The sequence below is a fragment of the Isoptericola sp. NPDC019482 genome (genome assembly GCF_040632295.1).
Taxonomy (GTDB): domain Bacteria; phylum Actinomycetota; class Actinomycetes; order Actinomycetales; family Cellulomonadaceae; genus Isoptericola.
Map to the genome: position 1 here is coordinate 84,838 of NZ_JBEYBQ010000004.1, position 12,905 is coordinate 97,742.

At 75.0% G+C, this 12,905-nt stretch carries 11 protein-coding genes; 2 read left to right on the forward strand and 9 right to left on the reverse strand.

Annotation, left to right across the window (positions count from 1 at the left end; translation table 11 throughout):
- Window positions 1-117 precede the first annotated feature (117 nt).
- Together ABZ493_RS04720 and ABZ493_RS04725 are read right to left on the reverse strand one after the other, a co-directional pair.
- Window positions 118-1,092: a bifunctional riboflavin kinase/FAD synthetase gene (locus tag ABZ493_RS04720; protein WP_430581023.1), complete on the reverse strand. Its 975-nt coding sequence runs from the start codon at window positions 1,090-1,092 to the stop codon at window positions 118-120.
- 102 nt (window positions 1,093-1,194) lie between these two features.
- Complete coding sequence (locus ABZ493_RS04725; RefSeq protein WP_430581024.1) at window positions 1,195-1,776, reverse strand: TetR/AcrR family transcriptional regulator; 582 nt, start codon at window positions 1,774-1,776, stop codon at window positions 1,195-1,197.
- Window positions 1,777-1,900: 124 nt separating this feature from the next.
- On the opposite strand from ABZ493_RS04725, the gene ABZ493_RS04730 reads away from it, so the two are divergent.
- A complete protein-coding gene (locus ABZ493_RS04730; protein ID WP_430581025.1) occupies window positions 1,901-3,010 on the forward strand; it encodes a hypothetical protein in 1,110 nt (369 codons plus the stop codon).
- Window positions 3,011-3,043: 33 nt separating this feature from the next.
- On the opposite strand, the gene truB is transcribed toward ABZ493_RS04730, so the two are convergent.
- The 6 genes from truB to rimP form a co-directional block, all read right to left on the reverse strand.
- Window positions 3,044-4,006, reverse strand: coding sequence for a tRNA pseudouridine(55) synthase TruB (truB, locus tag ABZ493_RS04735; RefSeq protein ID WP_430581026.1), 963 nt, complete (start codon window positions 4,004-4,006; stop codon window positions 3,044-3,046).
- Complete coding sequence (gene rbfA, locus ABZ493_RS04740; RefSeq protein ID WP_430581027.1) at window positions 4,003-4,461, reverse strand: 30S ribosome-binding factor RbfA; 459 nt, start codon at window positions 4,459-4,461, stop codon at window positions 4,003-4,005. Before rbfA ends, truB begins: the two co-directional genes overlap by 4 nt.
- Window positions 4,462-4,564: 103 nt before the next feature.
- Window positions 4,565-7,444, reverse strand: coding sequence for a translation initiation factor IF-2 (gene infB / locus ABZ493_RS04745; protein ID WP_430581028.1), 2,880 nt, complete (start codon window positions 7,442-7,444; stop codon window positions 4,565-4,567).
- A 186-nt stretch (window positions 7,445-7,630) separates the two neighbouring features.
- On the reverse strand, window positions 7,631-7,975 hold the full coding sequence (locus tag ABZ493_RS04750) for a YlxR family protein (RefSeq protein WP_430581029.1): 345 nt from the start codon (window positions 7,973-7,975) through the stop codon (window positions 7,631-7,633).
- Window positions 7,976-7,990: 15 nt separating this feature from the next.
- Window positions 7,991-9,058: a transcription termination factor NusA gene (gene nusA / locus ABZ493_RS04755; RefSeq protein ID WP_430581030.1), complete on the reverse strand. Its 1,068-nt coding sequence runs from the start codon at window positions 9,056-9,058 to the stop codon at window positions 7,991-7,993.
- Between the two features lie 2 nt (window positions 9,059-9,060).
- Complete coding sequence (gene rimP / locus ABZ493_RS04760) at window positions 9,061-9,663, reverse strand: ribosome maturation factor RimP (protein WP_430581031.1); 603 nt, start codon at window positions 9,661-9,663, stop codon at window positions 9,061-9,063.
- A gap of 188 nt (window positions 9,664-9,851) precedes the next feature.
- Here rimP and ABZ493_RS04765 point away from each other — a divergent pair, with 188 nt between their 5' ends.
- A complete protein-coding gene (locus tag ABZ493_RS04765) occupies window positions 9,852-11,048 on the forward strand; it encodes a DUF4439 domain-containing protein (protein ID WP_430581032.1) in 1,197 nt (398 codons plus the stop codon).
- 10 nt (window positions 11,049-11,058) lie between these two features.
- On the opposite strand, the gene ABZ493_RS04770 is transcribed toward ABZ493_RS04765, so the two are convergent.
- Window positions 11,059-12,891 (reverse strand): proline--tRNA ligase, encoded by a 1,833-nt coding sequence (locus ABZ493_RS04770; RefSeq protein ID WP_430581033.1) that lies wholly within the window; start codon window positions 12,889-12,891, stop codon window positions 11,059-11,061.
- Between the last annotated feature and the right edge of the window lie 14 nt (window positions 12,892-12,905).

The following is a 12,905-nucleotide window of genomic DNA, read 5'->3' on the forward strand; positions in this document are numbered from 1 at the left end:
TACCACCGCGGCCCACGGACCGGGCGGCGCCCGGTCCGTCACGCCAGGAAGGAGGGTCCGCGCCCGTCCCTGTGACCGACCGCGCGCGGTTTCACCCGCTCCCGAGGTCCGGGCAGGTCAGCGCAGGAGCTCGCGCGCCTGGGCGACGTCGGCGTGCATCTGCTCGATCAGCGGCTCGATGCCGTCGAAGCGCAGCGTCGGGCGCAGGCGCTCGACCAGCTCCAGCACGACGGTCTCCCCGTACAGGTCGAGGTCGTCGCGGTCGAGCACGTACGCCTCGACGCGGCGCTCCACGCCGTCGAACGTCGGGTTGGTGCCCACGGAGATGGCGGCGGGCAGGTCGGCGTCGGGGTGGCCCGGCTCCGCCTGCGCGAGCCGGGGCCGCAGCAGGCGGCCGGCGTACACGCCGTCGGCGGGGACCATGCCCTCGGCGTGCCCGAGGTTCGCCGTCGGGAAGCCGAGCTCGCGCCCGCGCGCGTCCCCGTGCACCACGGTGCCGCGCACGCGGTGGGGCCGGCCGAGCACCTCGGCCGCCTGCGCCACGTCGCCCTCGGCGAGCAGGGCGCGCGCCGCCGACGACGACCAGCGCTCGCGCGCGCCGGCGCTGCCGGGGGCGCACTCGCCGACGTCGTCCACGGCCACGACCTCGAAGCCGTGCGTGCCGCCGAGCTCCACCATCGTGGCCAGCGTGCCGGCGTTGCCCTTGCCGAACCGGACGTCGTGCCCCACGACGACGGTGCGCGCACCGAGACCGTCGACCAGGTAGCGGGTGACGAACTCCTCCGGCGTCTGCGCGGCGAGGTCGAGCGTGTACGGGACGACGAGGACGGCGTCCAGGCCCGCACGTGCCATCAGGTCGAGCCGGTCGGAGAGCCCGGTCAGCAGCTCGGGCGCCGTCTCGGGGCGGTGCACCTGCGCGGGGTGCGGGTCGAACGTCAGCGCCACCGCGAGCCGGTCGTCGGCGTGGGCGAGCCCCACGAGGCGGGCCAGCACGGCCTGGTGGCCGCGGTGGACGCCGTCGAAGTTGCCGATCGTGACGACCGACGGGCCGAAGCCGCCGGGGACCTGGTCCAGGTCCGTGAACACCTGCACGCGTCGCGCTCCGTCTCGTCGAGGGTCGGCTGTCGGCGCCCGCACCGGGTGCCGACCGTCAAGGATAGACCGACGCCGCGACCCGATCCGCGCCCGGCGTGCTCAGGCGGGCAGCACGGCCGCAGCGGCGGCGAGGTACCGCTCGGGGTCGAAGTCGTCGAGCATCGCCCGCTGCATGAGGAACCCCTGCCCGAGGCCGAGCATCACGGGCAGCAGGAGCTCGGCGGCCGCGTCCGGGCCGTCGGGGGCGAGGTCGGGCCGCGTGGCGTACCAGGTGCGCAGCGCGCCGCGCAGGACGCCCCTGAGCGTCCCCACGACCTCCTGGACGACGTCGTGGATCACCTCGTCGACGGTGGACTCCGCCCACAGCTGCACGAGGAGGCGGCCGTCCTCGAGGTCCCGGGTCATGCCGCCCGTGAGAATGGTCAGCACCGTCAGCGGCGAGGGTGGCCCCCCGCCCGAGGCGTCCTCGATCTCCGCACCGCGCCGGGAGAGCACCTCCTCGGCGACGGCGGCGAAGAGGGCCTGCTTGCCGTCGTAGTGGCCGTAGATCGCCCCTGCCGACAGCCCCGACTCCGCGACGACGTCGGAGATGGACGTGCGCTGGTACCCCTTGGCCGTGAACGCGCGGAGCGCCGCCGCCCGGATCTGCGCGCGGCGCGCCTCGCGGTGCGCATCGGTCACTCGTGGCATCGGACCCCTTCCCGAGGGCGCTGGCGGACGGTTGACAAGTGTAGGGACCGGCGCGCACCCTTGTCATAAAGAACGAACATTCGTTTTTTTGAGATCCGCACCTCCGGGAGCCCCCATGTCGTCCACCTCGGACACCACCGCACCACCCGTCGAGCGTCCTGCGCCGCACACGCCGTGGGGCCGCGTCGTCGGCCTCGGCGTCGCGGTCGCCGCCGTCGTCGGCGTGCTCGTGCTCGCCTTCTCCTGGCCCGCCGTCACGGCCGAGCCGAAGGACCTCCCCGTGGCCGTCGCAGGCCCGTCCCAGGCCGTCGCCGGCGTGGAGGCAGCCCTCGACGAGGCGCAGCCCGGCGCCGTCGACCTCGTCCCGGTCGCCGACCGCGACGCCGCCGTCGCCGCGATCCAGGAGCGCGACGCCTACGGCGCGATCGTGCTCGGCGAGGCGCCCGAGGTGCTCACGGCCTCGGCGGCCAGCAGCGTCACGAACCAGCTCCTCACCGGGGTCGCGCCCCAGCTGCAGGCGGGTCTCGCGCAGCAGGCGGCCGCCGGCGGGGGCGACCCGGCGGCCGCGCCGACCGTCACCGTGACCGACGTCGTGGCCCTGTCCGCGGACGACCCGCGCGGCACCGGCCTGACCGCGGCGATGTTCCCCCTGCTGCTGGGCGGGATGCTCGGCGGCATCGCGATCTCCGTGCTGGTCGTGGGCGCCCTGCGCCGGGTGCTCGCCGTCGCCGTGTACGCCACGGCGGGCGGCGCCGTGCTCGTCGCCGTGCTGCAGTCGTGGTTCGGGGCGCTGCAGGGCGACTGGTGGACGAACGCGGGGGCCGCGGCGCTCGCGCTCGCGGCCGTGGCCGCGCCGATCACCGGGTTCGTGGCGCTGCTCGGCCGCGCCGGGATCGCGCTCGGCGCGGTGACGATGATGCTGGTCGCCAACCCGATCTCCGGCGCCACCATGCCGCCCGAGTTCCTGCCGTGGCACTGGGGCGACATCGGCCAGTGGTTCCCGCCCGGCGCGGGCGCCACCCTGCTGCGGGACCTGTCGTACTTCCCGTCGGCGGACGCCGCGCCCGCATGGCTCGCCCTCGGCCTCTGGGCCGCGGCGGGGGTGATCCTGTCGCTGGTCGGCCACCTGCGCACCGCGGGCGGCGTCGAGCCCGACGCCGAGGCCGCGCGCGACGAGGCGCTGGAGCGCGCCGCGCGCCACCGTGAGCCGGCGCTCCACGCCTGACGGACGCCCCCGACGGCACCGGACGGGGAGCGCTCAGCCGCCGGCCGGGGCGAGGACGAGGACGGGCTTCGCCAGCGCCTCGCCCCGGCGTCGGGTGTCCTCGAGCAGCGCGACGAGCGCGCCGTCCGGGCCCATCGCGGCGACCGTGCCGCGCTCCCCGCTCGCCGGCACCCACTGGCCGTAGCCGAGGGCGCGCGCCTCGTCGGCCGTGAGATCGCGCACCGGGAACGTCGCACGGGCCGCGTCGGCGAGCGGCAGCGTGGCGAGAACGCCGTCGGCGTCGGCCTGCGCCTCCAGCTCCTCGAGCGTCCGGGCCCCGGACAGCTCGTAGCCGCCCACCCGGGTGCGGCGCAGCGCGGTGAGGTGCCCGCCCGTCCCGAGCGCGACGCCCAGGTCGCGGGCGAGCGCCCGGACGTACGTCCCGGAGGACACGACGACCGACACGTCGACGTCGAGCACCGCCACGCCGTCGTCCGTCGCGGCGGGCCGTGCGGCGAGCACGTCGAAGCGGCTCACGGTGACCGGCCGGGCCTCGAGGACCACGTCCTCCCCCGCCCGGACGCGCGCGTAGGCGCGCTTGCCGTCCACCTTGATCGCGCTCACCGTGGTGGGCACCTGCCGGATCTCGCCCGTCAGGACCGCGACCTCGCGCGCCAGGGCGGCGTCGTCGACACCCGTGCCGACGCCGACGGCCTCGACGACCTCGCCCTCCGCGTCGTCCGTGGTCGTGGCGACGCCCAGCCGGATCGTCGCGTCATACGCCTTGTCGGCACCGACCACGTAGGTGAGCAGCTTCGTCGCCCGCCCGACGCCGACGACGAGCACGCCGGTCGCCATCGGGTCGAGCGTGCCCGCATGCCCGACCTTGCGCGTGCCCGCGAGGCGTCGGCAGCGCCCGACGACGTCGTGGCTGGTCCAGCCCGCCGGCTTGTCGACGACGAGGAAGCCGTCGGGTGCGGTCGGACGGCGGGCCGGGCGATCCCCCGTGCCGCTCACTCGCCCTCGTCGTCCTCGCGCGGCTTGCGGTACGGGTCCTCGCCCCCCGCGAACCCCTTGCCCTCGCGCAGCGCGGCGAGCTCGGCGTCCCGGCGCCGGGCCTCGAGGAGCGCGGCGTCCAGGTGCGCGGCGTTCTCCGGCATCGAGTCCAGGAAGAACTCGATGGTCGGCGTGAGCCGCACGCCCGTCTGCTTGCCGACCTCCGAGCGGATCATGCCCTTGGCGCTCTCCAGCGCCGCGGCGGTGCCCGCCCGCTCCTCGTCGGTGCCGAACACGGTGTAGAACACGGAGGCGTTCTGCAGGTCGCCGGTGACGCGCACGTCCGTCACCGTGACGAAGCCGAGGCGCGGGTCCTTGATCCGCGTGTCGAGCAGCTGCGCGACGATCTCCTTGATGCGGTCCGCGAGCTTGCGGGCACGCGGGTTCTCGGGCCTGTCGCCCTTGGGGCCGGGCATGTGTGTCTCCCTCTCTCGACGCCGACGGCGCCCCGCCCCGCCCTGCTCCTGTCGAAGCGGGGCGGGTCGGGACGCCGTCGGGCTGTACCTTGCGGCGCGACCGTCAGGCGCGCGGCTTCTCGCGCATCTCGAAGGTCTCGATGATGTCACCCTCGGTGACGTCGTTGAACGACCCCAGGCCGATACCGCACTCGAAGCCCTCGCGGACCTCGGTGACGTCGTCCTTCTCGCGACGCAGCGACTCGATCGTCAGGTCGTCCCCGACGATCTTGCCGCCCCGCAGGACGCGCGCCTTCGTGTTGCGGCGGATGGTGCCCGACCGGACGATCGAGCCCGCGATGTTGCCGAACTTCGAGGAGCGGAAGACCTGGCGGATCTCCGCCGTGCCCAGCTGGGCCTCCTCGTACTCCGGCTTGAGCATCCCCTTCAGGGCCGCCTCGACGTCGTCGATCGCCTGGTAGATGACCGAGTAGAACTTGACCTCGACGCCCTCGCGGTCCGCGAGGTCCTCGACGCGCTCGCCGAACTTCACGTTGAAGCCGATGATCACCGCGTTGTCGACCGTGGCCAGGTTGACGTCGTTCTGCGTGATGGCGCCGACGCCGCGGTGGATGACGCGGAGCTGCACCTCCTCGCCGACGTCGATCTTGAGCAGCGCGTCCTCCAAGGCCTCGACGGCACCGGAGACATCGCCCTTGAGGACCAGGTTGAGCGTCTCGACCTTGCCCTGCTCGACGGCCTTCGTGAAGTCCTCGAGGCTGATCCGCTTGCGACGCTTGGCCAGGAGCGCGGCACGCTCGGCGGCCTCGCGCTTCTCGGCGATCTGACGGGCGGTGCGCTCGTCCGGCGCCACCAGGAAAGTGTCGCCGGCGCTCGGCACCGACGCCAGACCGAGCACCAGGACCGGCCGGGCCGGGCCCGCCTCGGTCACGGCTTCGCCGTGCTCGTCGAACATGGCGCGCACGCGGCCGTGGGCCGTGCCCGCGACGATCGCGTCACCGACGTGCAGGGTGCCCGACTGGACGAGGACGGTCGCGACGGCGCCGCGGCCCTTGTCGAGGTTGGCCTCGATGGCCACGCCTCGGGCGTCCTTGTCCGGGTTCGCCCGCAGGTCCAGCGAGGCGTCCGCCGTGAGCAGCACGGCCTCGAGGAGCTGGTCGATGCCCTGGTTCTGCTTCGCGGAGACGTCGACGAACATGGTGTCGCCGCCGTACTCCTCGGCCACCAGGTTGTACTCGGTGAGCTGCTGGCGGATCTTGTCGGGGTTCGCCCCCTCCTTGTCCACCTTGTTCACCGCGACCACGATCGGCACGTTGGCCGCCTGGGCGTGGTTCAGCGCCTCCACCGTCTGCGGCATGACGCCGTCGTCGGCGGCGACCACGAGGATCGCGATGTCCGTCACCTGGGCACCACGGGCACGCATGGCGGTGAACGCCTCGTGACCCGGGGTGTCGATGAAGGTGATCGGGCGCTCGACGCCCTCGTGCTCACGACGCACCTGGTAGGCACCGATGTGCTGGGTGATGCCGCCGGCCTCGCCGGAGACGACGTCGGTCTGACGGATCGCGTCGAGAAGACGCGTCTTGCCGTGGTCGACGTGACCCATGACCGTGACGACGGGCGGACGCGGCATGAGCTCCTCGTCCGACTCGCCCTCGAGCTCTGCGTCGAGGTCGATGTCGAAGGCCCCGAGCAGCTCGCGGTCCTCCTCCTCGGCCGACACCATCTCGATGACGTAGCCGAGCTCGGAGGCCAGCGTGCCGAACGTGTCCTCGTCGAGCGACTGCGTCGCGGTCGCCATCTCACCGAGGTGGAACAGCACCGTGACCAGGCTGGCGGGGTTCGCGTCGATCTTGTCCGCGAAGTCGTTCAGCGACGAGCCGTGGCGCAGGCGGACGACGGTCGAGCCGTTGCCGCGGGGCACCTGCACGCCGCCGAGCGACGGCGCCTGCATCTGCTCGAACTCCTGCCGCTTCGCGCGCTTCGACTTGCGCCCGCGGACGGGACGCCCGCCGGCGCGACCGAACGCACCCTGCGTGGAGCCACGACCGGCGCCACCGCGACCGCCGGGGCGACCGCCGAAGCCGCCGCCACCGCCGGGACGGAAACCGCCGCCGCCACCGCCGCCGGGGCCGCCACCGCGGCCGCCGCCACGACCGCCGCCCGCAGGCGCCGGACGCTCGCCGGGACGCGGCATCGAGGTCTTGCCCGGCATCATGCCGGGGTTCGGGCGCGGGCCGCCGGGGCGGGGCGCCGCCGGACGCGGGCCGCCGGGGCGGGGACCGCCCGGACGGGGACCGCCCGGACGCTCGCCGGAACGCTCGGGCGCGGCCTCACCGCGGTCCGGGCGCTGGCCGGGGCGCGGCATGCCCTGGCTGGACGCGAACGGGTTGTTGCCCGGACGCGGGCCACCGGAGCCACCGGCGCCGCCGGGGCGCTGCCCCTGGCGCGGCATGCCCTGGCTGGACGCGAACGGGTTGTTGCCCGGACGCGGGGCACGACCGCCCTTGCCGCCGTCGCGGGAACCGTCACGACCGCCGTCGCGCGGCTCGCGCGCGGCGGGTGCGGGCTTCGGGGCCGCGGGACGCGGACCCGGGGTCGGTGCGCCGGGACGGCCGGCGGGCTTCGCCGGGGCCTCCGGCGCCGCCGCGGCGGGGGTCGCGGCCGCTGCCGGGGCGGCGGGCGCCTCGGCCTCGGGCGCGGGGGCCGGCTTCTGCGCGGCGGGCTTGGGGGCGGGCTTCGCGGGGGCGGGCTTCTGCTCGGCGCGCGGCGCCGCAGCCTTCGGCTCGGCGGCCTTGGCCGGCGCCCCGGAGGACGCGGGAGCCGCGTCCTTGTACTTGTCGCGCATCGCCCGCTCGACCGGTGCCTCGAGCGTCGAGGACGCCGAACGGACGAACTCGCCCGCCGACTTCAGGTCGGCGAGCAGGGTCTTGCTCTCCACCCCGAGCTGCTTGGCCAGCTCGTGAACGCGGATCTTCGCCACAACTCTCCTGTCTCGGCCCTCCTGCGAGACAGGGAGGACCGTCGTTAGTACCGAGTACTCATCGCACGGAACTCATCGGGTGCCCATCGGCTTCTGACCCGCTTCCTTGTCGACTTCAATGGGTGCGGCCGAGCGTGCTCGGTCGCGACGGTCCGGCCGCCGGATGGCGGTGCGGACCGGAGGGACTCAACGGTCTCGCTGCTCCAGATAGTCCCGGACGCCGGAGAGGTCGATCCGGTCCGTGACACGCAGGGCGCGCGGCACGGCCCGGCGACGCTCGGCGAGCGCCAGGCAGGCGGGCGTCGGATGGATCCAGGCGCCACGCCCCGGCAGGCACCCCCGCACGTCGACCGCGAGGACTCCCTCGCGTCCCGACGGCTCGAGCACCAGCCGCAGAAGAGCGGACCGCTGGTCACGCTCCCTGCACCCGACGCACGTCCGTACCGGGCCGGAGCCTTCCGGCGAGGTACGTGGGGAGGTCGAGAGCGGGGCGCGTGGCCCGGTCCCCGACAGTCTAGCGCGACGACCCACGTGCCGTGACCGGCCTCAGCCCTCGGCCCCGCGGCTGGCCGCGGCGCCACCTGCGTCGTCGCCCTCGGCGTCGCCCCCGGCGGGAGCCGCCTCGTCCGACCGGATGTCGATCCGCCACCCCGTCAGCTTCGCGGCGAGACGGGCGTTCTGCCCCTCCTTGCCGATCGCGAGCGACAGCTGGTAGTCCGGCACGACGGCCCGCGCGGCCTTCGCCTCGGCGTCGACCACCGTGACCGAGGTCACACGGGCCGGGGAGAGCGCGTTGGCCACGAAGCGGGCCGGGTCGTCGCTGTGGTCGACGATGTCGATCTTCTCCCCGTGCAGCTCCGCCATGACGGCGCGCACGCGCGCACCCATCGGGCCGATGCAGGCGCCCTTGGCGTTCAGGCCGGACACCTTGGAGCGGACGGCGACCTTGGAGCGGTGCCCCGCCTCGCGGGCGATCGCCGTGATCTCGACGGCGCCGTCCGCGATCTCCGGGACCTCGAGCTCGAAGAGCTTGCGCACGAGGCCCGGGTGCGTGCGGCTCAGCACCACCTGGGCGCCCTTCATGCCGCGGGACACCTCGACCACGTAGGCGCGCAGCCGCTCGCCGTGCACGTACTCCTCGGTGGGCACCTGCTCGTGCGGCGGCAGCACCGCCTCCGTGCCGCCGACGTCCACGAGGACGACGCGCGGGTCGCGGCCCTGCTGGATGACGCCGGCGAGGACCTCGCCCTCCTTGCCGCGGAACATGCCGAGCACCTGGTCGTCCTCGGCGTCGCGCAGCCGCTGCACGATGACCTGCCGAGCCGTCGCGGTGGCGATGCGGCCGAAGTCGGCCGGCGTGTCGTCGAACTCGGGCCCCAGCTCGATCGTGGGGCGAGCCTCCGGGTCCTCGGGGTCGGGGGTGCGGATCTCCTCGCGCGCCCAGACGGCGACGTGCCCCGACTTGCGGTCCACCTCGACGCGGGCCCGCGGGTAGGCGTCGGGCGTGCGGTGGTAGGCCGACAGCAGCGCCTGCTCGATCGCTTCCACGAGGACGTCGAGGCTGATGTCCCGCTCCCGCTCCAGCAGCCGAAGCGTGCTCATGTCGATGTCCATCGTCAGGCCTCCTCGTGACGGGCAGCGCCCGTGGTGTCGTCCCGGGCGGCGCCCGTGTCCGTGTCTGTCTCCGGGTCCGCCTCGTCCGGCGCCTCGTCCAGGCGCTTCAGCTCGACCTCGATCTTGCCCTGGCGCACGTCGGCGACCGGCACCCGCGTGCCGTCCTCCAGCACCAGCACGGCGTCGTCGCCGGTGTCGCTCGTCCGCCCCTCGACCTCCACCAGCCGGCCCGACGTCGTGCCGCCGGCACGGAGCCGGAGCACGACGAGCCGCCCGCGGGCGCGCCGGAAGTGGCGCGGCTCCGTCAGGGGCCGCGAGGTGCCGGGCGTCGAGATCTCGAGGGTGTACGCCCCGGGGACGACGTCGTCGGCATCCAGCGCCGCGGAGATCGCGCGCGAGACGTCGCCGAGGCGGTCGGAGTCGAGGCTTCCCCGCACGTCCTCGGGGAGGTCCACGGTGACGCGCACGACCGACTTCGCGCCGGCCTGCGTCACGACCACGTCCTCGAGGTACAGGCCCGCGGCGTCGACCGCCGGGGTGACGACCCGCCGCACCGCCTCGGCCTTCGCCCCGCCCGCCGTCGTGCGGCCGTGCTGCGCTGCCATCCCTGCCTCCCGTGGGTCACGTCGTGGACTGCCGTGTGCTCCCGCGCCGGGACGTCCCGCGGCCGGTGTGTCGTTGTGTGCAGCGACCAGCGTAACGAACGACGGGCCCGCCCCGCGCCGTGCGGCGCCTCCGCCGGGCGGAGGAACGTCACACGGACCGGGTCGCGCGCGTGGCATCATCGGCCTCGATGGAACCTCAGCCCGCCCCCGACCGGCCCGCCGACGACGCGACGGGCCGGACAGACGCGGCCCCGCCCGTCGGGCGGCGGCGGCGCCTGGTCGCCACCGCCGGGGCGCTGCTCGCCGTCGGGCTGCTGTCCGGCTGCGGGGTGCGGCTGGAGGCGCCGCCCGCGGGCGAGCCCGTGCCCGACAGCCTCGAGCTGGTCCGCCGCACCGCCGTCTCGGACGCCCTCCGGGTCGCCGACGGCGCCGAGGCCGCGCTCGAGGAGGTGCCCATTTCGCGCAAGCGCGTGGTCGCCGAGCTCACGCGCATCGTCGCGGACTCCCGCGAGCAGGCCGAGGCGCTGGGCGGCGAGTACGACTCCGGCCTCGCCACCGGCGCACCCACGGACACCCGGTCCTCCGCCTGGGACAAGGCGGCCCCGGCCGACGTCGTGCAGGCGCTCGACGACGCCGCCGCCCGGTCGCGGACCGCGGCCGGGACCACCGGCGACGGGCCGCTGGCCCGCCTGCTGGCGTCGATCGGCGCGGCGCAGACCGTCTCCGGCGGGCGCCTCGCGGCGCTGGTCGACGTCGCCGGGCCCGACGTCGTGCCGCCGCGCGTGCCGACGGTGACGACCGCCGAGCAGGACGGCGACGAGGACGGCGACGAGGACGAGCCCTCCCCCGACGCCCCGACGGAGGGCGCCACCGCCGGGCAGGACGACGCAGGGGACGACGCGGGGGACGACGCCGACGACCCGGACGGCTCGCAGGACGAGGGCACGGTGCCCGAGGGGCTCACGCCCGAGGACCTGAGCACGCTCGTCGTGTCGGAGGACGCGACCCGGTACGCGCTGCAGCTGCGCGCGGCGATCGGTTCCGGCGAGACGCGCGAGCGGCTGCTCGAGCGGGTCGGCGTGCACGGGCAGCGCGCGGACGGGTGGGCCGCGGTGGCGGGGACGCAGGCCACGGAGGACGACCCGCGCCGCGCCGCCTACACCGTGCCGCGGGTCGCGGACCAGGCGGACGAGGCGCTGGTGATCGACCTGGAGAACGACCTCGCCACCGACTACGCGACACTCGTGGGCACGACGGCGGCCGGCACGCGCGCGGTGCTCGTGGACCTGCTCGTCGACTCCGCCGTGGCCCTGGACGACTGGGGTGCCGAGCCCGAGCCGTTCCCCGGCCTGCCGGAGCAGGCCGAGGACGACGCGGCCGCCTGACCTCCCGGGCTCAGTCCGCCAGCAGGGCGGCCACGCGCTCGGTCACGACCCGCGCGGCGTCGGCCACCGGCACCTGCTCCGACGCGCCGGCGCGGGGGCGCACCTCCACCAGGCCGTCCGCCAGGCCGCGGCCGACGACGACGATCAGCGGCACGCCGAAGAGCTCCGCGTCGGCGAACTTCACGCCGGGCGACACCTTGGGGCGGTCGTCGTAGATCACCTCGACGCCCGCGTCGACGAGCTCGGTGGCGAGCTTCTCGGCGGCGTCGAACACCTCGGTGCCCTTGCCGGTCGCGACGACGTGCACGTGCGCGGGCGCGACGTGCGCCGGCCACGCGAGGCCCTTGTCGTCGTGGTTGACCTCCGCGAGCGCCGCGAGGGCCCGCGTCACACCGATGCCGTAGGAGCCCATCGTGACGGTGACGGCCTTGCCGTTGACGTCGAGCACCTTGAGGTCGAGCGCCTCGGCGTACTTGCGGCCGAGCTGGAAGATGTGGCCGATCTCGATGCCGCGCGCGAGCTCGAGGGGCCCGGAGCCGTCGGGAGCAGGGTCGCCGGCACGCACCTCGGCGGCCTCGATGGTGCCGTCCGCGGTGAAGTCGCGGCCCGCCACCAGGTCGAAGACGTGCCGGCCGGGGGCGTCTGCGCCGGTGATCCACCGGGTGCCGGGGACCACGCGCGGGTCGAGCAGGTAGCGGATCGCCGACGTCGTCGCACCGTTCTCGGCCTCGACCTGCGGTCCCTGCGGGCCCAGCGCGCCGGGGCCGATGTAGCCCTTGACGAGCTCGGGGTGCGCGGCGAAGTCCGCCTCGGTGGCCGGCTCGGCCTCGGCCGGGGTGAGCGACGCCTCGAGACGCTTGACGTCGACCTCGCGGTCGCCGGGGAGCCCCACGACGAGCAGCTCGCGCCGCCCGTCCGGGTGGGTGACGGCGAGCACGACGTTCTTCAGGGTGTCCGCGGCGGTCCAGGCGCGGTCGGGGCGCGGGTGCTTCTCGTTCGCGCACGCGACCAGCGACTCGATGGTCGGGGTGTCGGGGGTGTCCTCGACGTGCGCGGCGGGCGCGTCGTCGTACGGCAGCGCGTCGGGCACGGGCGTGACCACGGCCTCGACGTTGGCCGCGTAGCCACCCGCGGAACGCACGAAGGTGTCCTCGCCGATCGGCGACGGGGACAGGAACTCCTCGGAGCGGGAGCCGCCCATCGCGCCCGACGTCGCGGAGACGATGACGTAGTCGAGGCCGAGCCGGTCGAAGATGCGCTGGTAGGCGCCGCGCTGACGCTCGTACGCCGCGGCGAGGCCCTCGTCGTCGACGTCGAAGGAGTAGGCGTCCTTCATGATGAACTCGCGCCCGCGGATGAGGCCCGCGCGGGGGCGCGCCTCGTCGCGGTACTTCGTCTGGATCTGGTACAGCGCGAGGGGCAGGTCCTTGTACGACGAGTACAGGTCCTTCACCAGGAGGGTGAACATCTCCTCGTGCGTGGGCGCGAGGAGGTAGTCGGTCTCCTTACGGTCCTGCAGCCGGAAGAGGTTGGGGCCGTACTCGGTCCAGCGGCCGGTCGCCTCGTAGGGCTCCCGCGGCAGCAGGGCCGGGAAGTGCACCTCCTGGGCGCCGATGGCGTCCATCTCCTCGCGGACGACGGCCTCGATCTTCGCGAGCACGCGCAGGCCGAGCGGCAGCCAGGAGTAGATGCCGGGGGCCGCGCGGCGGATGTAGCCGGCGCGGACCAGCAGCCGGTGGCTCGCGACCTCGGCGTCGGCCGGGTCCTCGCGCAGGGTGCGGACGAAGAGCTGGGACAGGCGGAGCAGGTCGCCCTGGGGCGCGCGGGCGGACACGATCGACATGGGGGCCAGCCTAG